This is a genomic window from Gordonia sp. ALPHA1B1, assembly GCF_005502615.1.
Lineage (GTDB): Bacteria > Actinomycetota > Actinomycetes > Mycobacteriales > Mycobacteriaceae > Gordonia > Gordonia hongkongensis.
The window spans coordinates 21,895-48,233 of record NZ_SCOC01000035.1 but is presented as its reverse complement, the minus strand read 5'-3'; the positions used below and the strand labels follow the sequence as shown (position 1 = coordinate 48,233).

The 26,339-nt window shown below is 66.7% G+C and carries 28 protein-coding genes; 15 read left to right on the top strand and 13 right to left on the bottom strand.

From position 1 onward, the window contains the following. Window positions 1-251 precede the first annotated feature (251 nt). The gene (locus tag FFS52_RS19200) at window positions 252-1,841 is read right to left on the bottom strand and encodes a multidrug ABC transporter permease (RefSeq protein ID WP_137810623.1); all 1,590 of its coding nucleotides are present in this window, start codon (window positions 1,839-1,841) and stop codon (window positions 252-254) included. 4 nt (window positions 1,842-1,845) lie between these two features. After that, window positions 1,846-2,811 carry an ABC transporter ATP-binding protein gene (locus FFS52_RS19195; protein WP_137810622.1) on the bottom strand — a complete coding sequence of 322 codons (966 nt, stop codon included), beginning with the start codon at window positions 2,809-2,811 and terminating at the stop codon, window positions 1,846-1,848. Window positions 2,812-2,908: 97 nt separating this feature from the next. Between FFS52_RS19195 and FFS52_RS19190 the strand changes: the two genes are divergently transcribed. The 10 genes from FFS52_RS19190 to FFS52_RS19145 all read left to right on the top strand — a co-directional run bounded on the left by FFS52_RS19190 (window position 2,909) and on the right by FFS52_RS19145 (window position 10,545). Further along, the gene (locus tag FFS52_RS19190; RefSeq protein ID WP_004018570.1) at window positions 2,909-3,112 is read left to right on the top strand and encodes a DUF2945 domain-containing protein; all 204 of its coding nucleotides are present in this window, start codon (window positions 2,909-2,911) and stop codon (window positions 3,110-3,112) included. A gap of 74 nt (window positions 3,113-3,186) precedes the next feature. Next, window positions 3,187-3,546, top strand: a complete 360-nt coding sequence (locus tag FFS52_RS19185) for a helix-turn-helix transcriptional regulator (RefSeq protein WP_137810621.1) — start codon at window positions 3,187-3,189, stop codon at window positions 3,544-3,546. Next, entirely contained in the window at window positions 3,543-4,886 is a 1,344-nt protein-coding gene (locus FFS52_RS19180; protein ID WP_058250516.1) for a permease prefix domain 1-containing protein, read from the top strand. The genes FFS52_RS19185 and FFS52_RS19180 overlap by 4 nt, the downstream gene beginning before the upstream one ends. A gap of 178 nt (window positions 4,887-5,064) precedes the next feature. Then, the gene (locus tag FFS52_RS19175; RefSeq protein WP_058250515.1) at window positions 5,065-5,661 is read left to right on the top strand and encodes a sulfite oxidase-like oxidoreductase; all 597 of its coding nucleotides are present in this window, start codon (window positions 5,065-5,067) and stop codon (window positions 5,659-5,661) included. Continuing rightward, window positions 5,658-6,374 (top strand): ferredoxin reductase, encoded by a 717-nt coding sequence (locus FFS52_RS19170; protein WP_137810620.1) that lies wholly within the window; start codon window positions 5,658-5,660, stop codon window positions 6,372-6,374. The genes FFS52_RS19175 and FFS52_RS19170 overlap by 4 nt, the downstream gene beginning before the upstream one ends. A 60-nt stretch (window positions 6,375-6,434) precedes the next feature. Further along, the gene (locus FFS52_RS19165; protein WP_058250513.1) at window positions 6,435-6,911 is read left to right on the top strand and encodes a glutathione peroxidase; all 477 of its coding nucleotides are present in this window, start codon (window positions 6,435-6,437) and stop codon (window positions 6,909-6,911) included. Beyond that, window positions 6,911-7,843: a DUF1295 domain-containing protein gene (locus tag FFS52_RS19160; protein WP_137810619.1), complete on the top strand. Its 933-nt coding sequence runs from the start codon at window positions 6,911-6,913 to the stop codon at window positions 7,841-7,843. The genes FFS52_RS19165 and FFS52_RS19160 overlap by 1 nt, the downstream gene beginning before the upstream one ends. Further along, complete coding sequence (locus FFS52_RS19155) at window positions 7,840-8,958, top strand: FAD-dependent oxidoreductase (RefSeq protein WP_137810618.1); 1,119 nt, start codon at window positions 7,840-7,842, stop codon at window positions 8,956-8,958. Before FFS52_RS19160 ends, FFS52_RS19155 begins: the two co-directional genes overlap by 4 nt. A 56-nt stretch (window positions 8,959-9,014) precedes the next feature. Beyond that, window positions 9,015-9,740 (top strand): hypothetical protein, encoded by a 726-nt coding sequence (locus tag FFS52_RS19150; RefSeq protein ID WP_137810617.1) that lies wholly within the window; start codon window positions 9,015-9,017, stop codon window positions 9,738-9,740. Between the two features lie 4 nt (window positions 9,741-9,744). Continuing rightward, window positions 9,745-10,545: a crotonase/enoyl-CoA hydratase family protein gene (locus FFS52_RS19145; protein WP_137810616.1), complete on the top strand. Its 801-nt coding sequence runs from the start codon at window positions 9,745-9,747 to the stop codon at window positions 10,543-10,545. Window positions 10,546-10,787: 242 nt separating this feature from the next. Here the strand turns inward: FFS52_RS19145 and fadD5 are convergent, their stop codons facing one another. The 4 genes from fadD5 to FFS52_RS19120 all read right to left on the bottom strand — a co-directional run bounded on the left by fadD5 (window position 10,788) and on the right by FFS52_RS19120 (window position 15,158). Further along, entirely contained in the window at window positions 10,788-12,398 is a 1,611-nt protein-coding gene (gene fadD5 / locus FFS52_RS19140; protein ID WP_137810615.1) for a fatty-acid--CoA ligase FadD5, read from the bottom strand. A gap of 189 nt (window positions 12,399-12,587) precedes the next feature. Next, window positions 12,588-13,820, bottom strand: a complete 1,233-nt coding sequence (locus FFS52_RS19135) for a DUF6596 domain-containing protein (RefSeq protein WP_137810614.1) — start codon at window positions 13,818-13,820, stop codon at window positions 12,588-12,590. Continuing rightward, a complete protein-coding gene (locus FFS52_RS19130) occupies window positions 13,817-14,194 on the bottom strand; it encodes a YciI family protein (protein ID WP_137810613.1) in 378 nt (125 codons plus the stop codon). The genes FFS52_RS19135 and FFS52_RS19130 overlap by 4 nt, the downstream gene beginning before the upstream one ends. 463 nt (window positions 14,195-14,657) lie before the next feature. Continuing rightward, window positions 14,658-15,158, bottom strand: a complete 501-nt coding sequence (locus FFS52_RS19120) for a M15 family metallopeptidase (RefSeq protein WP_137810611.1) — start codon at window positions 15,156-15,158, stop codon at window positions 14,658-14,660. A gap of 103 nt (window positions 15,159-15,261) precedes the next feature. Here FFS52_RS19120 and FFS52_RS19115 point away from each other — a divergent pair, with 103 nt between their 5' ends. Next, entirely contained in the window at window positions 15,262-16,443 is a 1,182-nt protein-coding gene (locus FFS52_RS19115; RefSeq protein WP_137810610.1) for a DUF2235 domain-containing protein, read from the top strand. On the opposite strand, the gene FFS52_RS19110 is transcribed toward FFS52_RS19115, so the two are convergent. The 5 genes from FFS52_RS19110 to FFS52_RS19090 all read right to left on the bottom strand — a co-directional run bounded on the left by FFS52_RS19110 (window position 16,444) and on the right by FFS52_RS19090 (window position 22,191). Then, on the bottom strand, window positions 16,444-16,848 hold the full coding sequence (locus FFS52_RS19110) for a VOC family protein (protein ID WP_137810609.1): 405 nt from the start codon (window positions 16,846-16,848) through the stop codon (window positions 16,444-16,446). It abuts the gene before it with no gap. Further along, window positions 16,839-17,159 (bottom strand): helix-turn-helix domain-containing protein, encoded by a 321-nt coding sequence (locus FFS52_RS19105; protein ID WP_171011678.1) that lies wholly within the window; start codon window positions 17,157-17,159, stop codon window positions 16,839-16,841. Before FFS52_RS19105 ends, FFS52_RS19110 begins: the two co-directional genes overlap by 10 nt. 227 nt (window positions 17,160-17,386) lie before the next feature. Beyond that, a complete protein-coding gene (locus FFS52_RS19100) occupies window positions 17,387-18,109 on the bottom strand; it encodes an ATP-binding cassette domain-containing protein (RefSeq protein ID WP_137810608.1) in 723 nt (240 codons plus the stop codon). Beyond that, on the bottom strand, window positions 18,106-20,889 hold the full coding sequence (locus FFS52_RS19095; protein WP_137810607.1) for a branched-chain amino acid ABC transporter permease/ATP-binding protein: 2,784 nt from the start codon (window positions 20,887-20,889) through the stop codon (window positions 18,106-18,108). The genes FFS52_RS19100 and FFS52_RS19095 overlap by 4 nt, the downstream gene beginning before the upstream one ends. A gap of 66 nt (window positions 20,890-20,955) precedes the next feature. Next, window positions 20,956-22,191, bottom strand: coding sequence for an ABC transporter substrate-binding protein (locus tag FFS52_RS19090; protein ID WP_137810606.1), 1,236 nt, complete (start codon window positions 22,189-22,191; stop codon window positions 20,956-20,958). A 356-nt stretch (window positions 22,192-22,547) separates the two neighbouring features. Here FFS52_RS19090 and FFS52_RS19085 point away from each other — a divergent pair, with 356 nt between their 5' ends. Then, window positions 22,548-23,153: a TetR/AcrR family transcriptional regulator gene (locus FFS52_RS19085; protein ID WP_137810605.1), complete on the top strand. Its 606-nt coding sequence runs from the start codon at window positions 22,548-22,550 to the stop codon at window positions 23,151-23,153. Between the two features lie 7 nt (window positions 23,154-23,160). Here the strand turns inward: FFS52_RS19085 and FFS52_RS19080 are convergent, their stop codons facing one another. Beyond that, window positions 23,161-23,451 (bottom strand): hypothetical protein, encoded by a 291-nt coding sequence (locus tag FFS52_RS19080; protein WP_137810604.1) that lies wholly within the window; start codon window positions 23,449-23,451, stop codon window positions 23,161-23,163. Between the two features lie 167 nt (window positions 23,452-23,618). On the opposite strand from FFS52_RS19080, the gene FFS52_RS19075 reads away from it, so the two are divergent. The 3 genes from FFS52_RS19075 to FFS52_RS19065 are packed head-to-tail and all read left to right on the top strand — an operon-like array spanning window position 23,619 to window position 25,663. Continuing rightward, the gene (locus FFS52_RS19075) at window positions 23,619-24,374 is read left to right on the top strand and encodes a M23 family metallopeptidase (RefSeq protein WP_137810603.1); all 756 of its coding nucleotides are present in this window, start codon (window positions 23,619-23,621) and stop codon (window positions 24,372-24,374) included. A gap of 44 nt (window positions 24,375-24,418) precedes the next feature. After that, window positions 24,419-25,144: a TetR/AcrR family transcriptional regulator gene (locus tag FFS52_RS19070; RefSeq protein WP_249356538.1), complete on the top strand. Its 726-nt coding sequence runs from the start codon at window positions 24,419-24,421 to the stop codon at window positions 25,142-25,144. 33 nt (window positions 25,145-25,177) lie between these two features. Beyond that, window positions 25,178-25,663, top strand: a complete 486-nt coding sequence (locus FFS52_RS19065; RefSeq protein WP_137810602.1) for an SRPBCC family protein — start codon at window positions 25,178-25,180, stop codon at window positions 25,661-25,663. Between the two features lie 157 nt (window positions 25,664-25,820). Here the strand turns inward: FFS52_RS19065 and FFS52_RS19060 are convergent, their stop codons facing one another. Beyond that, entirely contained in the window at window positions 25,821-26,339 is a 519-nt protein-coding gene (locus FFS52_RS19060; RefSeq protein WP_137810601.1) for a hypothetical protein, read from the bottom strand.

Sequence of the window (26,339 nt, the reverse complement as noted above, 5' to 3'; positions counted from 1 at the left end):
GGTCACCGCATCCCACCCCTCCACTATCAACCCCCCACGCGCCGGTGACCAGCACGAACTCTTCGACCCCCACGACGGCCGCCAGGCCGCAGATACTGAGGTGCGAGGAGCGCCAGCGACGAGCCACGAAGGGCCTGGTGAGACAGGTTGCGAAGCCCTTCGTGGCTCGCTTCGCTCGCACCTCAGGGAGCAGTTGTCGGGCTTGCTTTCAGGAGCAGGGACGGGGCCCGCTCGCTCTCGAAGCGACGCCGTCACGGGATGTCCCGCCGGCGGAAGCCGGCGAACCCCAGAGCGACGAGCAGCACCACGACGACCCCCACCCAGACCAGTCCCCACCAATCCGGCTGGGCGGCAGACACATCCGGTACGTGATGAAACGGGCTGAAGCCCAGCGCCCAGTCCGGGAGTTTGAAACTCGGGCCCAGGATCGTCAGCACGAAGGACACCAGGACGCCCAGCCAGATCGCGGGTCGCACGCGGGGTCGGGCGCCGATGACGGCGACGGCGATGCCGACGACCGCCCACACGGCGGGGATCGTGGCGATGGACTGGAGGAACACGTCGCCGAAGCCGAGGCCGAGATCGGCCGTGGCGGCGAAGACGCCGACGACCAGCCCGGCGATGGTGACGAGCGCGGCGGGGACGACGAGGGCGACACCGGTGACGGCGCCGAAGTACCTCGGACGGCTGACGCCGGTCGCGAGCACCGCTTCCGCGCGGTCGTCGAGCTCCTCGGTCCGGATGCGATTGACGATCTGGACCCCGGCCACGGATGCGATGATCCCGACCAGACCGAGAATCGTTGTGACAAAGGCCGATACCAGGTCCGCGGGCGACGCCGCGCCGGAGGCGAAGATCTGGGCCATGGCGGGATTCGCGGTCAGCAGGCCGCGCACCGACCGGGTGAAGTAGCCGAAGATGACACCGAGCCCGACGAACGCGATCGACCACGCGACGATCGGTGCCCGGTTGAGGCGGATCGCCAGAGCCAGTGGCGAGCCGATGCGGCCCCGCGCCGGACCCGGCCGGGCCGGAATGAGTCCCTGACCGAAATCCCGTGCACGCTGCAATGCGAAAGCCGCTGCACCGACGACGACCACGAACGCGACGCCGATCAGCAACGGCCACCAGTGATCGCCGGTCGCGGGTCTGGTCTCTTGAACCCATCCCAACGGATTGACCCACGTCGTCCACGTCGGTGCGTTCACCGAGAACAGAAACCCGCGCAGCACGAACAGGACGCCGAGCAGCGACACGGCGATCGTGGTGGCGGCCCTGGCGTCGGAACCCACCTGGGCGCTGACCGCGGCGATGGCGCCGAACATCCAACCGGTGACCGTGAACCCGGCGCCCAGCAGGAACGACGACCCCCAGGCCCCACCGCACAGCGACGTCGCCAGACCCGCCAGGATGCCGATGGCGATCGAGCACACGCCGGCCATGATCAACGCGGTCGACAGTCGGGCGGCACGTCCGAGCACCCCCGCGGCGAGAAGTTCGGCCTGGCCGGAATCCTCCTGTCCACGTGCGGCTTTGACCACGATGAAGATCGCACCGAGCGCGGCGATGAAACCGCCCAGCGCGAGGCTGCGCCACGCGACGAATCCGTCGACCGTGGCCAGGTCGTAAGCGGGTCCGAAGATCAGCCCGAGTGCGGGATTCGAGCCGATCGTCGTGGCGAACGCGGCGCGTTCCGCGGCGTCGGGAAACAGCAACGGGTAGGCGATGACCGACGACACGGCCAGTGCGGTGGGCAAGACGATCCACGGCGCGAAGCTGCGACCTTCATGGTGCAGGGAGGCTCGCAGTAGTGGAGCGGTGCCGATCGTCGACGCCGTCATGGCCTCACCGTCCTCCGGCGGACATGTCGTTCTTCTCATACAGCGACAGGAACAAGCTCTCCAAGGAAGGCGGTTCGACCGTCAGCGATCGCAGGCCGCAGCCGGTCAGCGCTGACATCACCGGACCGATCTGATCCGAGTCCACGGTCGCGCTCAGTCGGAGCCCGCCGGAGTCGTGGTCGTGCGAATCGATATCGTGCACCTCGGCGTTGTGCAGTTGCGCGAGAAGGTCCGGGCTCGGCGCCGAATCCAGTTCGGCGCGAACGGAAGTGCGGGTGTGCCCGCGCAGCTCGGCCAAGGAGCCGGTCGCCACGACGGCCCCGTCGCGGATGATGCTGAGCCGGTCCGCCAGGGTCTCCGCCTCGGCGAGGATGTGACTCGACAGCAGCACGGTGGTACCGCGAGCGGTGGCCTCCCCCACGACCTCCTGGAAGACGTTCTCCATCAACGGGTCCAGGCCCGACGTCGGCTCGTCGAGGATGAGCAGCTCTACGTCCGACGCCAGCGCCGCCACGATCGCGACCTTCTGCCGGTTTCCCTTGGAGTACTGCCGTCCACGTTTGGACGTGTCGAGCTCGAACCTGGAGACCAGGTCGGCCCGGCGCCCCTCGTCGAGTCCGCCGCGCATCGAGCCGAGCAGATCGATCATCTCCCCGCCGGTCATCGTCGGCCACAACGCGACGTCGCCGGGTACGTACGCCAGCCGGCGGTGCAGCTCGACGACGTCACGCCAGGGGTCGCCGCCGAGGAGTCGGACCTCTCCCCCGTCCGCGCGCAACAGACCCAGCAGGACCCGGATCGTCGTCGACTTGCCCGCGCCATTGGGCCCGAGGAAGCCGTGGACCTCCCCTCGCAAGACCTCGAGGTCGAGTCCGCGAAGCGCCTCGAACCTACCGAACGACTTACGCAGACCCCGGACGTCGATGGCGGGCTCGGTTCTCTGCGGGTTCTCGGAACGTTCGACGCTCATGCGTACCTCCGGCTCGACACGACGTGATGATCGTTCCACAGCGACTCTTGCAGCGGAGAAGGTTTGACCGTCGACGCCGTCGGGGCACACTGCCGCCATGGCGATCAAGAAGAACGACACCGTCCGCTGGAACACCTCTCAGGGCGAGACCGAGGGCACTGCGGAAGAGAAGCGCACCAAGGAATTCACCTTCGAGGGGCAGAAGTTCAAGGCCAGCGAGGACGAGCCGTACTGGATCGTCAAGTCGTCGAAGACGGGCTCGAAGGCCGCCCACAAGGAGTCGTCCCTGTCGAAGAAGTAATCGGCACACGCCGGTCCGAGGACTCCTATACCTAGAACTGCTATGCTCCTAGCAGTTCTAGGTATAGGAGTGCTATGTATATCGAGAAGGACTTGGTGGCCGCGTCCGCGACCCCGCTGGTGCTGGGGATTCTCGCCGAGGGCGAGTCGTACGGGTACGCCATCCTCAAGCGGGTCCGAGAGATGTCCGGTGGTCGGATGGAGTGGACCGACGGCATGCTCTATCCCCTTCTGCACCGTTTGGAGCGCGCCGGCCACGTCGAGGCGAGCTGGGGTGCAGCCGACACCGGGCGGCGTCGCAAGCACTACTCGATCACGGCATCGGGGTTGGCCGCGCTCGCCGAGCGGAGGTCGCAGTGGGAGGTCGTGGCCGACGCGCTCGACCAGGTGTGGCGGACGGTCGCCCTGCCGCCGACCGCGGAGGGCCTGGCATGACCGCGGAGACCGAGCTCGAGAGCCAGATCGACCGATGGCGCGGATACGTTCTCCGACACCAAGCCATCGCCACCACCGACGCCGACGAGATGGAAGACCACCTCCGCGGGCAGATCGCCGACCTCGCCGCCGGTGGCCTCGACGACGACGAAGCGTTCCTGGTCGCCGTCAAGCGCATGGGCCGCGTCGATGCGTTGTCGCGTGAGTTCGCCCGCGAGCACTCCGACCGGTTGTGGAAGCAGCTGGTGCTGACCGCGGAACCATCCGGCGATCTGGGCCGACGACGTCACGAACTCGGAGTCGTGATCGGCCTCGTCGTCGCGGCCGCCACGACCGTCCGCGTCGCCGTCGAGGTCATGCCGGAATGGGTGCTCGTCCGCAATGCCGCGTTGCTCGTACTTCCTTTCATGGCACTGTATTTCGGTTGGAAGCGCCGCGTTTCGACGCGAACCGCGCTCACGGTGATCGGTGCATTCGTCGTGACCGGAATCGTCGTCAACGTCTACCCGTTCGTCGACGACGGCACCACCCAGGCCATCGTCGCGATCCACGCGCCGATCGTCCTGTGGTTCCTCATGGGGGTGACCTACGTCGGCGGCCGCTGGACGTCCGGACCGCGTCGGATGGACTTCATCCGGTTCACCGGCGAATGGGTCGTGTATGCAACGCTTCTCGGCCTCGGTGCGGGAGTCCTCACCGGTCTGACCGCGGGGGCATTCGGTGCGCTCGACATCGACGTCGACACCGTGATCTCCCAGTGGCTGGCGCCCATCGCCGCGCCCGGCATCGTGCTGCTGGCGGCATGGCTGGTGGAGGCGAAGCAGAGCGTGGTCGAGAACATCGCACCGGTGTTGACCAAGGTCTTCACGCCCGTCACCGCGGTGATGCTCGTCGTGCTGCTGATCGCGATGGTGACCAGTGGCGACGTCGTGGACGTCGACCGTGAACTGCTGATCCTGGTGGACCTGATCCTTGTGGTCGTGCTCGGCTTGCTGCTGTACGCGATCTCCGCGCGCGATCCGCATCTACGCCCGGAGCTCTTTGACCGCCTGCAGCTGATTCTGGTCGTGACTGCGCTCGCGGTCGACGCGGTGATGCTGACGATCATGGCGTCGCGGATCGCGGAGTTCGGGTTCACGGCCAACAAGACGGTGGCGCTCGGTCTCAATCTCGTCCTGCTGGTGAACTTGTCGTGGGCCGCGTACCTGCTCTTCGGTTTCGTCCGCCGCCGCCGCGGGTTCGATGCGACGGAGCGGTGGCAGACCGACTATCTGCCGGTGTTCGCACTCTGGGCGGCCGCGGTCGTCGTCGTGGTACCGATGCTGTTCGACTTCGCCTGACCGCACCCGGCGCCGGGAGCGAAGCGAGCGGGCCGAATTGATGCCGGCGCCGGGAGCGAAGCGAGCGGGCCGAATTGATGCCGGCGCCGGGAGCGAAGCGAGCGGGCCGAATTGATGCCGGCGCCGGGGAGCGGAGCGAGCGGGCCGAATAGAAGCGAGCCGCGTAGACTCCGCGACCATGGCGATCGTCAACCGAGGGTTCGTGGGGCGCCGCGACCGCGACGCGCGGCGTCTCCCTCCCGGTCAGTACACGACACTCGATTTCCCGGTCCTGTCCGCGGAGCCGACACCCGCGATCGTCCCGAACGACTGGATGCTGGCCGTGCAGTCCGCGGACCACCGGGCCGCCACGTTCACATGGGACCAGTTCCAGGAACTTCCGCACGACGACATCACCACCGACATCCACTGCGTCACACGGTGGTCGAAGTTCGACACCCGGTGGCGCGGGGTCTCGTTCGACACTTTGCTGCAGGCGCTGCCGTGGGAACCGGCCCCGTTCGTGATGGCGCACTGCCACGGCGGGTACACCACCAACGTGCCGCTCGCCGACCTCGTCGACGGCCGCGGGTGGATCGCCGACACCTACGACGGCGAACCCCTGTCCGCCGAGCACGGCGGCCCGGCTCGCCTCCTCGTGCCCCACCTGTACTTCTGGAAGAGCGCCAAATGGGTTCGGCGACTTCGCTTCATGGCCGAAGACGCGCCCGGATTCTGGGAGGAACGCGGGTACCACATGTACGGCGACCCCTGGCGCGAACAGCGCTACTCGTGACGACCTGGCATCTCACGACGGTCACCGCGGTCGTCGACCTCACTCCCACCGCGCGAGCGCTGCGCCTCGCCCTCCCTGAAGCAGTGCATGCGTTGCCCGGCCAGCACGTCGACATCCGGTTGACCGCCGAGGACGGCTACTCCACCGCGCGCGCCTACTCGCTGTCCGACGTCCGCGAGACCCGGTCGATCGAGGTGACCGTCGAACGACTCGAGGACGGTGAGGTGTCGCCCTACCTCGTCGACATGGTGGAGGTCGGCGACCCGTTGGAGATCAGCGATCCGCACGGATACTGGTTCACCTGGCCGTCCGGCGACGACCGTCCCGTCCAACTGATCGGCGGTGGCTCCGGGATCGCGCCACTCATGTCGATGATCCGCAGCCGCGAGGTCGAGGCGCCGCAGACCCCGTTCTCGCTCGTCTACTCGGTGCGCAGTCCCGAACGCGTCTACTACCGCGATGAGATCCGGCAGTTGATCGCGCACCGCCGCATGGATGTTCACCTGATCCACACCCGGGTGGCACCCGACGACGCGCCGCGGCCCGCGGGACGTGTCACCGCCGACGAACTCGCCGCGCTGACCATGGATCCGGCCACCTCGCCGACCGTGTTCATCTGCGGTCCGAACAGGTTCGTCGAGAACTGCGCACAGTGGATGGTCGAGGCCGGACACGACCGCACCCGCATCCGGACCGAGCGATTCGGTGAGTGACCCCGGGACGCTTCGACGATTTTCCCAAGCAAGTGCTTGATCGGCACGTAGCGTAGCGGCATGACCTCTGTGTACGACTTCACCGCCACCGGCATCGACGGCGATCCCGTCGAACTCTCGCAGTTCCAGGGCTCTCCCCTGCTCATCGTGAACACCGCCTCGCAGTGCGGGTTCACCCCGCAGTACCGCGGTCTGGAGGCACTGCACCGGGATTACGCCGACAAGGGTCTGCGAGTGCTCGGCTTCCCGTGCGATCAGTTCGGGCATCAGGAGCCGGGCGACGAGGAGGAGATCAAGAACTTCTGCTCGCTGACCTACGACGTGACCTTCCCGATGTTCGCGAAGGTCGATGTGAACGGTCCCGACGCCCACCCGCTGTTCGCGTGGTTGCGGGACCAGAAATCCGGCGTGCTCGGCGGCCGGATCAAATGGAACTTCACCAAGTTCCTCATCGGACGGGACGGGTCCGTCGTCGCGCGATACTCGCCGACGACCAAGCCGGAGAAACTCGCCGGATCCATCGAAGAACAGCTGTGATGGGGACGCCCGTGAGCACCGACGGCACCATCAGCCGAAGCGGTTCGTTCGTCCGCGTGACGATCGCCTACGTGCTGGCCTTCGCGGTCGCGGCCGCCTGGCTAGTCTGGGGTCCGGCCACCGCCTACCTCTGGATCGACACCTTGATCGCCGATCTGCTCGCCACCCTCGTGATCTTCGCGTTCAGCCGGTTCTACGGGAATTCGAGCTTCTACGACGCCTATTGGAGCGTCGTGCCGCCCGCGCTGTTCATCTACTGGTGGGCCGCCGGTGACGTCGGGATCGACGCGGTGCACTGCTGGGTCATCGCGATCGTCATCGGCGCCTGGGCGATCCGTCTGACTGCGAACTGGGCGATCGGCTGGCCGGGTCTCCACCACGAGGACTGGCGCTACCCGATGCTGAAGGCCGGTGCCGGCCGGGCGGAACTGCCCGTGGACCTGATGGCGATCCACGTCTTCCCCACGATCCAGGTGTTCCTCGGCATGATCCCGATCTACGTCGCGGTCACCCACACCGGCGGCGTGCTGGCCTGGCTGACCGCGGTCGCGGCCGTCGTCGGACTCGCCGCGACGGCGCTCGAGTACGTCGCCGACGGGCAGCTGCGACGGTTCGCCGCTCACCGAACACCGGGCGCCGTCCTCGACACCGGAGTGTGGGCCTGGTCGAGACACCCGAACTACTTCGGCGAGGTCCTGTTCTGGGTGTCGATGGCGCTGTTCGGACTCGCCGCCTCGCCCGGTGACTGGTGGTGGCTGTTCGTGGGCGCGGTCCTGATGCTCGCGATGTTCCTCGGTGCCAGCATCCCCATGATGGAGAAGCGGAGCTTCGAGCGGCGCCCCGGTTACCAGGACGTCATCGACCGGGTGCCACGCTTCGTCCCCCGACCCCCGCGCTCGGCCGCGCATCCGCCGGATCAGGTCACCGCGTGAGCCGACCACGCGTCGTCGTCGCCGGCCTCGGTGATTCCGGAGTACTGACCGCGATCCATCTCGCCCCGCATGCCGACGTCGTGGGCATCTCGTCGAAGCCAGGGCTGGTCAGCGGGCAGGAACTCGGGCTGCGGATCAGCCGGCCCGATGCGTGGGCGCGCGACTACCGGATTCCGTTCGGGCGCTTCCGGAAGCTCGACGGAATCCGGACCGTCCACGGCACACTGACGGGTGCCGACCTCGGTGACCGCACCGTCACCGTCGCCGACGCCAACGGCACCGAGAGGGTCGAGCGTTTCGACGCGCTGGTCATCTCCACCGGCGTGCGGAATGGGTTCTGGCGACATCCGGAACTGCAGTCGGAAGCCGACGTCGACGCCGAGTTGCGTTCGGCTCATGCGCGGTTCGCCGATGCCGAGACCATCGCGGTGATCGGAGGCGGTGCGGCGGCGGTGAGTGCCGCTGCCAACCTGGCGCAGACCTGGCCGGGCAAACAGGTCGACCTGTATCACCCGGGCGAACGTGCTCTGCCGCAGCATCATCCGCGGACATGGGCGACCGTCTTGGCGCGGTTGCGCCGGCTCGGCGTCGGCGTGCACGGCGGCCATCGTGCGGTCGTGCCCGACGGATTCGCCTGCGACGAGATCACTCCGGGGCCGGTGAGGTTCTCGACGGGGCAGCCGCCGGTGGAGGCCGATGCCGTGCTCTGGGCCATCGGCCGGGTGAGACCGAACACGGACTGGCTTCCGCGCGAGGTGCTCGATCCGTCGGGCTTCGTGCGCGTGACGGCCGAACTGCGCGTACCCGGTGCGGATCTCGTCTACGCGATCGGCGACGTCGCGGCGACCGACGACCTCCGCAGTTCCGCTCGGAATCGTGCCGATCGTCTGCTCGCACACAACATCCGGTCCGACCTCACCGGGCGGCCGGGCCGTGCGCGGCGCTACGCTCCCCCACGGCGGCGTTGGGGTTCGGTGCTCGGTGTCCAGGCCGACGGTCTCCAGGTGTTCGCGCCCAACGGGCGCCCGTTCCGATTCCCGGCGTGGTCGGTCGACACGATCCTGCAACCGTGGATCGTCCGTCGCGGAATCTACGGCGGCATCCGGAAGCGGTGAGTGCACGGGGTGCTCTTCCGGGCGGACGGGCCGCGGTACGCGCATACACTCGGCCCATGAGCAACGAACCGTTCTCTGCCAATCCATCCGGACAGCCGCCGACCCCGGGCGGGCCCGGACAGACGCCCTCCGGCGCGTACCCGTCGGGAGCGGTGCCTCCCGCCGCGCCGCCACCGGAAGCCTCCCAGTATTCCGCCGGAACCACGCCCGGCGTCGCGCCGACCGACTCGACGGCCGATGGGACGACCCCGGTCAAACCGACCGCCGCCGAACGCGCGAACTCCGTGGTGAAGAAGGTGGTGATCGGGCTCGTCATCGCCGCGCTGCTGGTCGTCACCTACTTCATCCTCGAGGCGTTCCTGCCGCGCTGGTGGGCCGGTCAGATCGGGCAGCGCGTCGAAGGATCGTTCAGCCGCGGCATCGGCACCGGCCTGGTTCTCGGCATCGTGTGCACCTTTTTGCCCGTGCTGTTCTTCACGTTGGCGTTCGTCAACCGCAGCCGCATGAAGAACGTCCCGACGATCATGTTCGCCGTTCTCGGCGTGCTCGTCGCGATCCCCAACCTGCTGACCCTCACGGTGGTCGCCGGCGGTGGGAACGGCGCGCATGCCGGCGAGCGCATCTTCGACGTCGAAGCGCCCGGCTTCCGCGCCGCCACCGCCTGGGGCGTGATCATCGGGGTCGTTCTGGCGATCGGCGTCGGCTACTTCATCTGGCGTTACCAGCGTCGCGGACGTCAGCTCCGCGAGATCAAACACCCGCCCACAACAGATCGGAAGTAGATACATGACCGAGCAGCGGATCGTCGTGGACATCGACGACGCCGGTGTCGCCACGGCGACGCTCAACCGAGCCGACAAACACAACGCGCTCGATCCGGCGATGTTCGACGCCCTCATCGACGTGACGGGCACCCTCGCCGAGGACAACCGCGTCCGGGCCGTGGTGGTACACGGTGCAGGCAAGAGTTTCTGTTCCGGCCTGGACGTGTCGAGCCTGGGTCAGGGTGGCGGGGTGAACTCGCTGCTGGAGCGCGAACCGGGCGTGCTCGGCAACCACGCGCAGCGGGTGTCACTGGACTGGGGCCGCATCCCGGCACCGGTGATCGCGGCCATCACCGGCAACTGTTTCGGCGGTGGCCTACAGATCGCGCTGGGCGCCGACATCCGCTATTCGACCCCCGACGCGCGCCTGTCCATCATGGAGGTCAAGTGGGGGCTGGTGCCCGACATGGGCATCACCCAGACCCTCCCGCGACTCGTGTCCGCCGATGTGGCAAAGGAACTCACGTTCACCGGACGCATCGTCGACGGCGCCGAGGCCCAACGACTCGGGCTGGTCACCCGCGTCGTCGACGATCCGCTCACCGCCGCACTGGATCTCGCGCACGAGATCGCGTCGAAGTCGCCGCACGCGGTCCGCGCCGCCAAGCGTCTCTACGACGAATCGTGGGCAGGCACGGATCCGGCTGCGGCGCTGATGCTGGAGAGCGAACTCCAGGTCGGACTGATGGGATCCCCCAATCAGATGGAGGCGGTACACGCCGGGATGGCGCGACGCGAAGCGCGCTTCACCGACCCGGAGTGACCGGCTGCCCTTGGTGGCTCGTCGCTTTCGCTCTTGCGCCCCCTCTGCTCCCTGATCCGAAAGAACTGCCCCCTGCTCCCTGAGGTGCGAGGAGCGCAAGCGACGAGCCACGAAGGGTCCTGGTGAGATGCGTCGCCAAACCCTTCGTGGCTCGCTTCGCTCGCACCTCAGGGAGCATAGAAATCGGACGCTCACCTCAGGGAGCAGAGAAATCGGACGCTCACCTCAGGGAGCGGGGGTGATCAGTTCGACAGGCCGGCGTCCTTGCTGCCGTAGGCATCTCGAAGCCGTGGCTTGACGACCTTTCCCCCGGCGTTGCGTGGGAGTTCGTCGATGATCACCAGGTCCTTGGGGTGCTTGAATCGCGCGAGGTTCTCGTTGAGGTGCGGCTCGAGATCGGCGAGGGTGAGGTCCTCGACGCCTTCGGCGAGCACGACCACCGCGACCGGCACCTCACCCCACTTCTCGTCCGCCCGACCGATGATCGCCGCCTCGGTGATGCTCGGATGGCTGAACAGGACGTTCTCGACCTCGGCGCAGTAGATGTTCTCGCCGCCCGAGATGATCATGTCCTTGGCGCGGTCGACGACGTAGAGAAAGCCCTCTTCGTCCTGGCGCACCAGGTCGCCCGAGTGGAACCAGCCGCCGCGGAAGGCTTCTGCGGTCGCCTCGGGCTTGTTCCAGTAGCCGATCATCATGTTGGGCCCGCGATACACGATCTCGCCGACCTCGCCGGGTTTGACGTCGTTCATCAGCGGATCGACGATGCGCGCGGTGACCGCCGGGACGACCTTGCCGATGGAGCCGAGCTTGCGCAGTGCATCCTTGCCCTCGAGGATCGTCGTCACCGGTGACATCTCGGTCTGACCGAACGCGGTCATGTTGGCGGCCTCCGGGAACGATTCGTTCATCGCGTTCAGCACGGTGTCCGACGCCGGGGCCGCGCCCCAACTCATCGTGCGCAGCTTGAGCTTCCGGGGACGCGCCTTCTGCGCCGCGCACACGGCCTGCCACTGAGCCGGGACCATGAAGACCGACGTGACGCCCTCACGCTCCAGTGTGTCGAGCATGGTGTCGGGATCGAAGGCGCCGAGCGGGTGGAGCACCGCGCGGATCCCGCGGTAGAAGATCGGTGCGAAGCCGCCGATCCCCGCGATGTGGAACAGCGGCGGCACGATCGAGGCGACGTCATCGGAACCGGACTGTGCCCCGGCCGTGGCGATCGTCGTCACCGCCTGCGCCTGAATGTTCTGATGGGTGAGCATGGCGCCCTTGGGTTTTCCCGTGGTGCCCGAGGTGTACATGATGGCGGCGACGGTGTCCTCGGGCACGTCGACCTCCGGCAGGTCTGACGCGCCCTCGGCCAGCAGGGTCTCGAAGTCGAGGTGGTCGGCATTGTCGCTGCCGTCGACGACGATGATGGTCTCGATCTGACCGGTCGACCCCGCGACCGCGTCCGCGATCGGCGCGAGGAGGGTCTCGGTGACGACGACCTTCGCACCGCTGTCGGTGACGAGGTAGGCGACCTCGGCGGGGCTCATGCGGATGTTGACCGGCACCGGGATGGCGCCGATGAGAGTGGCCCCGAGAATCGCCTCGATGTACTCGGTGCGGTTGAGCAGTGCCATCAGGACCCGATCACCGAACTGGACCCCCCGCCTATGGAGTGCCGCACCGAAGGCGCGCGACCGGTCGTCGAGCTCCTTCCAGGTCGTGTTCTTGTCGAGGTAGGTGATCGCCGTGTTGTCCGGGGTCATCATGGCGTGCCGGCGGACCTGGTTGTTCCAGTGATTGCGGCGCGAGCGGTACGGCTCGGTGGTCAGATTGTTCGTGACCTCGGCACTTGCAGTCATGACTGCCTCCATTCGTCGAGCGGACTCGACCCGTTGTGAACACCCTCGGCGAGGGACCGGCACTGTTGTGTCTCGGGTCACACATTAGGTCGTCCGTGTTGCCAGAATCAGGCATTCCCGCCGTTTGGTGACACCCGGCCGGCGACACCCTCGACCGTGCGTCGTTTTCCGTCGGGCTCGCGACGATGCCTACTCAACCTCGCGCGCACGTCGCCGCAGATACTTTCGCGCTCGCTCGTCGCCGGTGAGCTCGGCGGCCCGCTCGAAGTGCTCACGCGCCGCGTCGGAGTGCCCGACCCGAACCAGCAGATCTGCTTTCGCCGCGTGGAACGGGCCGAAACCCGCGGCGTCACCGCCCAACTCGTCAAGCAGGCATAGTCCATCTGCGGGAGAACTCGCCCGCCCGACGATCGCAGCGTGGGCGATTCGCGCACCAAGCGTCGGCGCCACGGCCATGAGCGCGGACGACAGCGACTGTAATGCGGCCCAGTCGACGACACCGGTGCGTGCGCGGTCGGCATGGACGGACTGCATCGCGGCCTCGAGCTGTAACCGACCGTGCGGCCGGCCGAACGCCGATGCGCGTCGAAGCATCGCTTCCCCGTCCCGGATGAGCGCGACATCCCAGGTGGCCGGATCCTGCTCCTCGAGCGGGATGAACGGGCCGGTCCGTGCCGGCGCCCGCGACAACGACAGCGCGATCAGCGCAGCGAGACCCCACGCCTCGGGATCGTCGAGCAGCGCGGCGAGCGTGACGGCCAGGTGCAGCGACTCCCCCGCCATCGATTCGACGGTGTCGGAACCGTTCCCGTCGGCGTCGTTCCACGCGATAGCGAAACACCCGTAGACCGCTTCCAGCACTGCGGGCAGTCGTTCGGGCATCGCCGAGCGGTCGGGTACGACGAACGGTATCCGGGCGTCGCGAATCCGGCGCTTGGCTCGTACAAGACGCTGCGACATCGTCGCCGGTGCGACGGCGAAAGCGGCAGCGATGTCGGCGGCCTCGAAGCCGAGCACCGACTGCAGCATGAGCGGCGTGCGGGTGGCTGCGTCGATGGCCGGATGGGCGCAGGTGAACAGCAGCTCGAGCCGCTTGTCGGGAATGGCGTCGAGGTCCACATCGTCAAAGGGCATCACAGCAACTCCGGGCGAAAGGGCGTCGTCGAGGACCGTCGACGTGCGGTGCGCCGACGACTTCCAGACGTCGCGCTGCTGATTGCGTGCGACCGTGAGCAGCCAGCCTTCCGGGTTCGCGGGCACCCCATCTGACGGCCACGAGGTGAGCGCACGTTCGAAGGCGGTTGCCAGTGCATCCTCGGCGAGGGCGAGATCCCCCGACGTGACGGCGAGAAGCGCCACCAGCCGCGAATATGACTCGCGGGCAGCGTGTTCGGCGGCGGTGTGCGCTTCTCGTCGGGTCATGCGTTGGGGGTCCACGCACCATCGACGGTGTAGGTCGCGCCGGGCCTGATCTCCACGACACCCCACTCGATCGGCGGTGCCTGACGCGCCCACTCGATGGCGGCGTCGAGATCGTCGACATCGATGACGACGGTTCCGCCGAGCTGTTCCTTGGTGTCGGCAAAGGGGCCGTCCTGAACGACGAGCCGGCCGTCGACCTTGCGCAGCGTCGTCGTGACGTCCGAGTGCTGTAGGACTTCGGCACTCACGAGCACGCCGGCGTCTTGGAGGGCCGCGGTGTAGGCCGCGAAGGCGGCCTGGCCCTGAGCGATGGCTTCCTCACCGAGGGTCGACGCGTCCATCTCCGGGTAGTGCAGCAGCAGCGAGTAATGCATGATTAGGCCTCTCGTTCAGCGGGCCGCTCGTCGGTCCGTGTGCAGTGATGACGAGCGTGCCGGACGCCATTCGACACATTCGGCACATCGTTCTTCGATTACCGCTGCCCCTAATCAGACGGAGCGCATAACCCCTGCTCCCTGATCCGAAGAACCACAAAATTGCTGGTCCGTAGGGTGCAAGCGATGCCCTCCCTCTGCTCCCTGAGGTGCGAGGAGCGCAAGCGACGAGCCACGAAGGGCCCGGCGAGACAAGTTGCCACACCCTTCGTGGCTCGCTTCGCTCGCACCTCAGGGAGCATTCCTTTGGGACGTTTACGACTGTTTTATTGGTCACGATGGCCGCCAGGCCGCAGATATTGAGGAGGCCCGGAGCTTGCGGAGGGCCGTATCCCTTTCGCTCCCTGAGGAGGCCCGGAGCTTGCGGAGGGCCGTCACGAAGGGTCATCACAAAACGCCACCACTAACGAAGCCGGTCAGCGCGGGCCGCGGCATCGGGCCACATCGCAGGGCACGGAAGACCGGGTACCGTCGCGAGCTCGAAGTGCCACCACTCGTTGGCGAAGGTTCGGCACAGACCCCAGCGGTAGCCGGTTCGTTCGAGCCAAGCGGCGCCTTCCCGCGGGCCGACGTCGATGGCGTGGCCGCTCACATGTGGGGACTCCTCCGCCGGCAGGACCCACCGTCGAGCGGCTTCCGGGCTGCCATAGGTCGCGATCGCATCGCGCCACATCTGACGCTGCTCCGCGTCTGTTCGCTTACCGGACGTGATCCACAACGAGACCCCCTGTGCGCGTGCGCTGTTCGACGCCTGCTGGTAGGCCGTCGCCAGCGCTGGATCGAGGCCGGCGGTGGGCGGCGCGGCATTCGCCGGTACGCCGCCGAGCCCGCACAGCAGCAGGGCCACGAGTACGGCGGTACAGATGAACGCGATTCGCCGGGCCGCGATGTCGATGAACCTCATGACCGCAGTAAACCGTACGACCGACGCCTATCGCATCGAACCGTCGGAGCTATTACCGTTTAGTGCGGGTGGGCCGCGTGCGAGCCTGTGGAGGGTCGGAAAAATGAAGAAGCGTCTGGTGGTCTGTTGCGACGGCACGTGGAAGTCGTCGAAGGACCCACGAATTTCGAATGTCGAGAAGATCGCCCGAGCCGTCACCACCGATGCCGACGACGGCGCCGTGCAGCTGGTCCATTACGTCAACGGTGTGGGAACCGGGTCGGGCTGGTCCGACCGCGTCATCGGCGGGGCGTTCGGTCGCGGCCTCGATGCCAACCTGATCGATGCCTACCGATTCCTCGCCCTGAACTACGAGCCCGGCGATGAGATCTTCGTCTTCGGGTTCAGTCGCGGCGCGTACACCGCGAGGAGTCTCGGGGGCATGATCTGGCACATCGGCCTTGTCACCCCGCTCGAACTCGCGCAGCACCCGACCGAGAACCTGTTCGAAACGGTCCTGCGGTACTACCGGACGAAGCGGGAGGATCGCCCGGCGAAGACCCCAGGCGCCCCGGTGCCGGTCAAGTTCATCGGCGTCTTCGACACCGTTGGTGCCCTCGGCGTTCCCGGCATCACCCGCGTCAAGCACAAGTTCCACGACGTGAAGCTCGGCAAGAACGTCGCAGTGGCCAGACAGGCGCTCGCCATCGACGAACGTCGGCTGACATTCGATCCCTGCGTCTGGGAAGTCGACAAGGCAGATGAGGGCGAGATCGACGTCAAACAGGTGTGGTTCGAAGGGGTCCACTCCGACATCGGCGGTGGTCTGGCGGTCACTGAACCGTCGGAACTGAGTCTGTCCTGGATGGTGCGCGAGGCGGAACTTGCCGGCCTGCAGTTCTGCTACAAGCGATTCACGCCCATCAGCTTCCCCATTGACCCGTCGAACGAGAAGTACGCGACCAACAAGTCGATGAACGCCGCGTACCGCATCGTCAACATCTTCAAGCTCGCATTCGGCCCGCTGCGGATGCGCGGAGAAACCGTGCGTCACAAGGGTCAGTCGCGATTGCTCGAGGCGAACAAGAATGATCCAGCACGGCCGCTGTACATAGCCGCGCCCGCGCTCACTCGGTGGACTGACAACGTCGGGTCACGCAAGAAGAGGGCGACGAACATCGGCGCGTGGGAAGAGCTGATCAAGGACCTATCGGTCCGCGCGGTCGACATTCCTCCGCTCGAGGCGCCGGTGACTACCCGACAACCGGCATCCCCCGCGTCAGAGTCGCTGCTTCCACAGCAATAGTCACTGCGGGGCAACGTCTTTCGTTGCAGCGATCTGGATGAGGTTTCCACACGTGTCGTCGAAGACCGCGACGACCGCAGGTCCGATATCGGTCGGTTCCTGGGTGAACTCCACGCCGAGGCCGCGTAGCCTCTCGTACTCGGCCTGAACATCGTCGACGGCGAACTGCGCCAACGGGATTCCGTCTTCGTTGAGCGCGTCCCGGTAGGGCTTGACTGCGGGGTGGCCAGACGGTTCGAGAAGGAGTTCAATCCCCTCGGGATCGTGAGGGGAAACGACCGTAAGCCACCACGTGTTCTCGCCCATCGGAATGTCATGGCGAGTCGTGAATCCGAGTATCTCGGTGTAGAACTCGTGCGCCTTACGCTGGTCGTCGACGAAGACGGACATCAGTGTCATTCGCATGGCAGGTCCTTTCGATGGGCGGGCCACCGCTCGGCGATCTCGCCGAGCGGTGTGGGGTCGAAGTAGTGGAATTTGGAGCGTCCGCGTTTCTCGGTGTGGATTAGCCCGGCCGTCTCCAGCACACCCAGATGCTGCGAAATCGCTTGTCGGCTCAGGTTGAGCCCACGCCGAGACGTGAGGCGACCGCAGATCTCGAACAGCGTCTGGCCGTCCCGTTCGACCAGCTCGTCGAGGATTGCTCGCCTCGTCGAGTCATCGAGTGCATGGAACACGTCGGCCACACCTGACAATAGGCAAGTCGCTGCTTGCATGTCAATGGTGGACGCCGCGCTCGCCATTGCTCCCCGAGCCGCAAGAGCGACCCCCACCGCTCCCCTGCGGTGTCCACCCCTTGCCCCCTGAGGTGCGAGGAGCGCGAGCGACGAGCCTCGAAGGGCTGGTGAGGCGCCTCGCGATGCCCTTCGTGGTTCGTCGCTCGCGCTCCTCACACCTCAGGGAGCAAAGGGAGGCGGGAGCAGGGGACGGCAGCTCCCCGACGCTAGTGAGCAGCACTCCCGAGATACGCCTCTTCGATTCTTCCGATGTCACCGGCAAGCGAGGCCGCGGAGTCCGTCAGAGCGATGTCGCCGTGGACCAGCACCACCGCCCGATCCGCGATCCCGAGCGCCAACCGGACATGCTGTTCGACGAGAACCACCGCGGTGTCCTCGGTGTTGGCGACATCCCGCAGGACGGGCAGGATCGACTCGACGACGATGGGCGCGAGTCCCATGCTCAGTTCGTCGATCAGCAGTACTTTCGGCTGCTGCAACAGCGCGCGCCCGATCGCGAGCATCTGCTGCTCTCCCCCGGACAGCTCGCCCGCGGCAACCTTGAGCCGCGCACGGAGGGACGGGAAGTGGTCGAGCACCCGGTCGACGGCGTTGTTCCGAGCCGCCCCGCGTCGGCGAATGGCCAGCTGGAGGTTCTGTCGGGTCGTGAGTTGCTTGAACAGCGACCGGTCGTCCGGAACCAGGACGAGTCCGGCACGCACGGCCGCGCGCGCATCCCCCGCCCGAACCGTGTGGCCGCCGACGCTGACCTCGCCGTCGAGTCGCGGCAGCAGACCGGCGAGGGTGGTGAGCAGCGTCGTCTTTCCGGCTCCGTTCGGTCCGAGCAGGGCGACAATCTCTCCCGCCTCGACGGACAGGTCGAGACCGTGGACGCAGGCTTTGCCGCGCGAGTACCCGGCGTCGAGACCGCGGCATTCGAGGACTGTCACGGGGTCATCTCCTTTGTCGTCGAATGTGGCTCGGAGACTGCGCTGTCCCTTGGCGACGAATCCTCGGACCCCGCCACCGCCGACGACGGCGTACCGAGGTAGGCGTTGACGACTGCCGGTGAGCGTCGAATCTCGTCCGGGGTGCCTTCGGCGATGACGGATCCGAGGTCGAGGACGATGACACGGTCGCACAGGCTCAGTACGAGATCCATGTCGTGGTCGACGAGGACCATGGAAACCCCGTGTGCGCGTGCGGCGCGCAACCTGTCGCCCAGCCATCGACTCTCGGTGCTGTCGAGTCCGGCGGCCGGTTCGTCGAGCAGCGCAACCTCGGGCTGACCGGCGAGTACGCGAGCCACCGCGACGAGCTGACGCTGACCTTGCGAGAGGTCCGCTGCCACAACATCACTGAGGTGGCTGATCTCCAGCATCCGCAGGACGTTGCGGACGTTCTCGGCGGTATCCCCCGGCGCCCGGCGCGCGGCGATCGCCAGGTTCTCGGCGACCGACAGCTCACCGTAGAGCTCGATGTCCTGGAAAGTTCGGCCGAGCCCAGCGCGGCTGCGTCGATGTGGTGCAAGGCCGTTGAGGGTCGTGCCGCCGAGAGTCACCGTTCCGTCGGCGTTCGCGAAACCGCTGATGGCGTCGATGAGCGTGGTCTTGCCGGCGCCGTTGGGCCCGATGAGGCCGACGATCTCACCGGAACGGAGGTCGACGCTGACTCGGTCGACCGCGGTCACCGCCCCGTAGCGCACCGTGACGTCGCGAGCCGAGAGCAGAACCTTGCCACTGGGCGGTGTGACCGGCGGAGTCGGTGCGGCCTGGGCGGCGTCGTGGTCCGATTGTGGCGCACGACGTCGACCCGGCATCGGGATCTTGTGCAGATACCCGATCACGCCGTCGGGACTGGTGACGACGGTGAGCACCAGCAGGATTCCGCTGACCAGCATGTAGTAGTCGCCGAACGACGCGTACTTGTCGGCGGCGAAGTACATCAGCCCGCCGGGCGCGATGATGCCGGCGAGGATCGCTCCGGAGATCGAGGTCACGCCCGCGATGTAGAACACCGCGAAGAGTCCGATCCCGGCGAAGACGGCGTAGCTACCTGCGGTCGCGAGGGTCTGTTGGTATGCCAGCAGCGATCCACCCAGCCCGGCGAGGAATGACGCGATTGCGAAGGCGATGAGTTTGGTTGCGCCGACATTGATCCCGGCCGCGGCTGCCGACCGTTCGTTGGCGCGTACGGCCAGCATCGACGCGCCGAGGCCGCTGCGACGCAGAAGCGCCACCGCGTAGGCCACCAGGGTCAGCACCACGAGGCACAGGATTCCGAAGGCGATTCGCGGATACCCCTCACCTGCGCCGATGCCCAGGTCGATGCCGAACAGTAACGGGGATTCGACTGGCGCACCCTGCAATCCGCCGTTGAGCGACGGGTTGCGAAACCAGAACGCCTCGCAGAACACGGCGAGAGCGAGCGTCGCGACCATCAGTGGCAGTCCACGGACCCGAAGTGCGGGAAGGCCGACGATCACGCCGATGACCATCGCCGCGCAGGCTGCCAGTAGCGGGGCGAGCGGGAACGGGATGTTGAGGTCGTCGGTGAGTCGGCTGAGCGCGTAGGCGCCGACGCCGGCGAGCGTCAGTTGCGCCAGCGACACCTGGCCCGCGTACCCGGTGACGACGACCTGGGACAGCGCGATGATGGCGTAGATCATCGTGGCGATCACGGCGAGCCGGAGACTGCCGGAGGTGGTGACGAGTGCCAGGACCGCGACGACGACACCGACGATCCCCGGGATCACCAGACGGTTCGGACGCGGTGACCGGCCGAGGTCGTTGCGAGTGACCGCGCCACGGCCCGGCAATGGACGCCCGCGGATGAGGAGAAAGCCGATGATGAGGATCAACGGGACCGCCTCGGCGACACCGGCGTCGGGCATCCAATCCCAGGTGGTCTGGAGTTTGGTGGCCTCAGACTGCAGCATGCCGATGACGAGCCCGGCGCCGACGGTGATCGATATCGCGGTGAAGTTGCCGACCAGCGCCGCCGCGAGGGCCGGCACGATGAACATCGTGTAGGCCACGGGATTGAGTGGAACGATCGGGGCGATGAGCACGCCGCCGAGTCCGGCGGTGGCCGACGACAACGCCCAGTTGGCGACCGCGATCCGGTCCGGTGAGAGGCCGGTGACGAGTGCACCCTTCTCGGATTCCGCGGCCGCCTCGGTCGCCACGCCGAAGCGGGTGTAGCGCAACACGAGTCCCGCGCAGATCGCGAGTCCGACGATGACCACGGCCAACATCAGACGGTCCGTCGGAACGGCACTGGAGCCGATCGTGAATGTGTCGACCTTGAAGATGGGTCCGACGCTGGGCGCGTTCTCGCCGACCCGCAGCGCGATGAGCGCCTGGATGACCAGCATCAGACCGATCGCAGCGACCGCCTTGGCCAGCGCCGGGGCGGCCCGCATCGGGCGGAACACCAGTAGGTAGAGGAGAACACCGAGGATCGCGGCGACGACCACGGAGATGAGCAGCGCTGCAGCGACTCCCAGTTCGGAGCCGAGTGAGATGGTCGCCGGGAAGCCTGGGATGGGGTTGAGGAGTTCCCCCTGGCGCAGAAAGGCGTACGTGTAGGCGGCGTACAGCGCCACCGCGCCGGTCGCGAAGTTGACGACGCCGGAACTCTTGAACGTCATCACCAGCGCGAGGCCGAGAGCGGCGAAGACGGCTCCGTTGCCGAGGCCAAGGACCAGGAAGGCGAGATGGTCGGTCATGGAACTCCCACTGGGAAGTGCGGGGATCGGGGGCCGCGCGGACGCGACCCCCGATCTGGAGCGGAACTAGTTGTTGGTGACGACGGTGTTCTCGAGCTTGGCCTCGGCGGTCACGTCGCTGACCAGGATCGCCTTGCTGCACAGCGACGTCAGCGGCGGGAAGGCCTTGCCGTCGCAGGTGAAGGTGATGCCGGGTGCGGCCGGGAGCGGGACGTTCTTGGCTTGTGACAGTGCGGTGGTGAACGTCTGAGCGTCGACGGTGCCCTCGAGACCGTTCAGCTCGCCGAGCGCAGTCATGACCTGGTAGCCGATGTAGGCGAGGCCGGCCGGGTCGGTGTCGGGCGCGTATTGCGCCATGACGCTGCGGTATTGGGTGACGCTCGGGTCGTCGGAGCTGAGGTTGACGGTGGTGAACGCCTTGGCGCCGGAGACCGCGTCGTTGCCGACGGCGTCGAGGACGGGCTTGTCGAGGCAGCTGGCGATGAGGTACTTCGAGGCGTCGGGGGCGACGGTCTGCAGCGTCTTGAGGACCGAGATGCACTGGCGGGTGTCGCCGAGGATGCTGACCGCATCCGGGTTGTCGGCGAGGCCGGCGGTGATCTGCGGTGTGAGGTCGGCGGCGCCGACCGGCACGGTGACGACGTTGAGGGCGACCCCGGCACGCTGGAACATCGGATCGCCCAGCGCTTTCACCGACGCAGCTGCATCACCGGAGTCGCCGATGATCAGGGTGACCTTCTTGAGTCCGTCCTTGGCGGCGGTGGCAGCCTGTCCCGCGAGGACGGCGACGATGCCGCCGGAGAGCATGAACGAGCCGGGGGTCGCCATCTCCGCTTGTGACACCGGAGCCTGTGCGACGAACGGGATCTTGGCGCCGGCGATGATCGGCAGCATGACCGCACCCTGCGCGCCCAGCGGCGAGACCACGACCGAAACCTGCTGCTCCACCATCTGATTCGCGCACTTGGTGGCCGAGGCGGGTTCTTCCTGCTGCTTGCACACGACCAGTTCGATCTGGTGACCGCCGATGCCGCCGCCGTTGTTGTTCAGGTATTCGACGGCGGCTTCGCTGCCCTCGCGCACCATCGGCGTCGTCACCGCACCGCCCTCGGGGACGATCAGGCCGACCTTGACCGGGTCGCCGGTGGCCGGGTTGCTGGGGAGCTGGCTGGTCTCGCCGCCGGTGGAGCTCTCCGAGCTGTCGTCGGCGCAGGCCGTCAGCGCTCCGAGCGCGAGCACCCCGGAACAGCCGATCACCGTCGCGGTCCGAAGCACACGCCTGAGTGCACTGGGTGATTTCATGCGATCCCCTTCGATCGTGATTCGACAAGTCGCCGCCCCGCTGCGGAGACGGACGAAATGTCGGATTTGCTGACTCGGTGGCGACTGTAACCCGCAGGTCGCAGTCGTCGGTCGGATTCGAAATATTCTGTCCTGCAATGAGTCTCGGCTCGGTTGATGGCCGGTGCGCATGGCAGCACAAGTCGTCGGTCCGGCGCCGGAAGATCCCCCCGCGGTCGACTCGCGTGACGTCGTCTGATGGATCGACGACCTCACACTGGACTCAGAGGAAAAAGTTAGACGCCCATCCAAACTTTGGGGGCGGAATGCAAGAATTGGTCGGTCGGGGTCGCCCCGCCCGTACGGAAGGCACCACATTGACCGAAGCTCCGGCCATGGGCCGGCGGGAACGCAACAAGCAACAGACGCGCGAACGCCTGCTGATCGCTGCGCGCGAACTGCTCGCCTCCGAGGGGAGCGCCGCGACGGTCGAGTCGATCGCCGAGCGTGCCGAGGTGTCGCGGGCGACGTTCTTCAACTACTTCCCGAGCAAGGACGACCTGCTCACCGATCTGTACGCCCAGCTGATGGGGACGTTCTCGCACGTCGTCGACGCGATGCTCGAGAAGCCGCTGAGTACGTACGAGCGCGTGGTGGGTGTGTTCGTCGACTTCGCTCGTTCGTCGGTCGCCGACCCGGACTACATGCGGACGGTGACAAGCGAGATCGAACGGATTTCGTCGATGTCGGGGACGCTCGGTGAACGCAGCCACGTGTTCACGTCGGAGGTGCTGCGGCTCATCGAGCGCGGCGTCGAACAGCAGGATGTGCGGACCGATCATCCGCCGGAGTTCCTCGCCCAGATGGTCGCGGCGATCTACGTGTCGAGCATGCGGTACTGGCAGATCGACCCCGGCTTCGAGGTGAGCGAGAGCTTCGAACGTGCCGGCCGCTATGCCGCGGAGTCGCTGCTGCCGCGGTAGGTGCTGGTCAGTCTTCTTCGCCGGGTTGCGCGACGTGGGCCTCCCATCGCTCGCGACGTTCGTCGTCGGTCTGTTCCCACCACGGGGTCCCGCGCTCCCCTAGCGCAACCTTCGCCGCCTGCACGCCGTGGCGTGACTCCGGTGCGCCCTTCGTCCGCTTCACGTCCCGACGCCACGCCATGAGAATCGACTGCAGTTCGGACCGCCGCTCGTCCGGGATCAGCGGGTCCGTCGCCCGCCACTTGCGGCCGTTCACGATGATGTGGTGGCCGTCGGGGGTGTGTTCGGGCTCGGGCATGGATTCCACGGTGCCATGCCGTTCCGACGCCCTGTGTGACCGGGATCTCGTTTGGGGTCTCACCTGCGGCTTCGTTGGCGCTTCGGGCTGACTCTCAGTGTCTGCTTATGTCCGGGAAGGTAACTTCGCCGTGTCCTTGCCGATACCGAACTGTTACCTAATCTGAGATGGACAACGCTTTGCCTCTTCACCGACTGAACGCCGACTCTTCGACGCGCCCCGCCACCCGCGCCCTGCTCGACTCGACGTCGAGCACTCGGCGACCCGGCCGCCATCGTGCCACGTCGCACTCCACCACCCGCACGGCCCTGCGAACGGGCGCGTTCGCCGCGTTCGTCGGCGCTGTCGGCCTGAGTGCCGGCACCGCCGCGCAGGCAGCGGCGCAGCCCGCTCCCCCGCCTGCGCCGAAGATCGCGCTCCCCGAGAACGTCAAGCTCCCGGCCGGCCTGGTTCTGCCGCCCCAGATCGACGATCTCGCTCGCGACGTCCTGCCGCCGTCGGCGTTCGGCCCGGGCAGCTCCGACCTCCCCGGTATCAAGAAGGCCGTGAAGCCGGTCAGCGGCACCGTGACCTCGGGCTACGGCCCGCGCTGGGGCACCCACCACAACGGAGTCGACATCGCCAACAAGATCGGAACGCCCATCTACGCCGTGACCGACGGCGTCGTCCTCGAGTCCGGCCCCGCCTCCGGCTTCGGCCAGTGGGTCCGCGTGAAGCAGGACGACGGCACGGTCGGCGTCTTCGGACACGTCAACGAAAGCTTCGTCCACCCCGGCCAGCACGTGCGCGCCGGCCAGAAGATCGCCACCGTCGGCAACCGCGGCCAGTCCACCGGCCCCCACCTGCACTACGAGGTCTGGGACGCCAACGGCACCAAGATCAACCCCCAGGCCTGGCTCAACAAGCGCGGCGTTCACCCGTGACGGTTGCTCCCCTGGTTTGACATCGATCCCCACCGACAGCGTCGGTGGGGATCGTCTTTTGTGCTGGGGCGATTGTCGACGGAACTTTGAACCGGATCTCGCGCACCGCCCTTGTCTGCCTCCGGGTCTGGCTATACCCTGTAGCTATGGCTACGGGGTATAGCTCTTCCCGACGATCCGAGCGGCGTCAATTCACCACCGACGAGGCCATCCGTCACGCCCGCGACATCATCGCCGAGAACGGGGCCGGCGCGGTGTCCATCTCCGAGGTGGCTCGTCGGATGCGACTTCGACCTCCCTCGCTGTACAAGTACTTTCCGTCGCTGAATGCGTTGTACGACAGCCTTTTCGAGACTGGCAATCGTGAGCTGTCCCGTTATGTCGACGCGGCCCGCGAGAACCATGCCCCGGGGCTCGACCGACTCCTCGAGCAGTCGCGTGCGATCGTCCGTTGGTCCATGCTCGAGCCAGGCCTGGCTGCGCTGCTATTCTGGCGCCCGGTGCCGGGATTTGAGCCGAGCGAGGCGGCGTTCGCGCCCGCTGTCGCGATAGTGGACCAGGCCCGCGAGGATCTGGCGACCGCCGTCGCACAACGTGAGCTGAGCCCGGCGGCCGATTCGATAGAAGCCTTCAGATTGCTGACCGCTGTCGTATCGGGCATCGGTTCTCAGCAGATATCGAACGAGCCGGGCACCACTTATGAGTCAGGCATCTTCACGCAGCTACTCGACGACGCCCTGCAGATGTGGGTGCGCCACTACTCGCCCTGAGGCGGCCTCGGGGCACTCAGGAAAGGAACTGTCATGCGGCAAGAACTCACGAGCGACTCGGTTTCGCGGCACATCGACGCGAGTCCCGATGAACTGTACGACATCGTCTCCGACGTCACGCGCACGCCCGAATTGTCCTCGGAGATCGCCCATGTCGAGTGGCTGGACGGCGCCACCGGCCCCGCTGTGGGCGCCCGATTCCGTGCCCGGAACAGCGTTGGCCGTGGACCCGACTGGCACAACAAACCGGTTGTCACCGTGGCAGACCGCGGGCGCGAATTCACCTTCGAACGCACGGAGAAGATCGCCGGCACGCTTCGGTGGAGCTACCGATTCGAGCCTGAGCAAGGCGGCACCTTGGTCACCGAGTCGTACGAGGTGACCCGACCGCTGAGCTTGTTCGGGTGGTTCGTGATCGGGCCCGTCTACGGACTCAAGGACCGCAAGTCTGATCTGCGAGCAGGCATGACGGACACGCTCGAACGACTCGCAAATGTCGTTCACCGGCAGCGGGTTTGATGTTGCGCTGTCTTCCTCGGCGCTCGACTCTGGACTCAGCCCCGGGAATTAAGACTCGGCCTGCCGTCTCCAACCCTGAGCTATCCGGTCGCTGAGAGATGCGGCAACCGGGCCAGAGACGTCCAGAATGTAGGGCTGAACCGCGGGTGCGGCAGAGCTAATGATGCGGTATCGGTCTGCCCCACGCGCCGTTCGGACTTCCGTCAGGAGAGTAACGCTCAGCGATCTGGCGGTCGCGTATGACCGAGAAGGAATCCGGGATCATCTCGATCTCGCCGTCGAGATTCGTTTCACCAAGAGCGACACCTAGTGGTTCCGCGTTGTCGAAGACAAACGTGGCTGCCCAGAGTGTCTCCTTCACCTCTAGGAGAGATACCTGCCCGGTTGCTATTCGGACAGAAGAGACTCTGTCCGTCACTAGGACGGTCGGCGGAAATGGTTCCGCGACGGATTCGACCGTCATTCTTACCGTGGCTGACACTTCGCTATATAAGCGCAAGCAGGAACTGTTGTCGAAGTGGACAAGTACCGGCCAAAATGTCTCGAAGAGCATTGGCTTTTTGACCACAAAATCCGCAGCAGCGCCACTATCCCATTCGTAGCAGCTAAAGCCGCGGATGGTCATCCCCACGGAACGCCTTAGCAGCTCGATCGAGTTTGTGTCGGCGCCATCCAT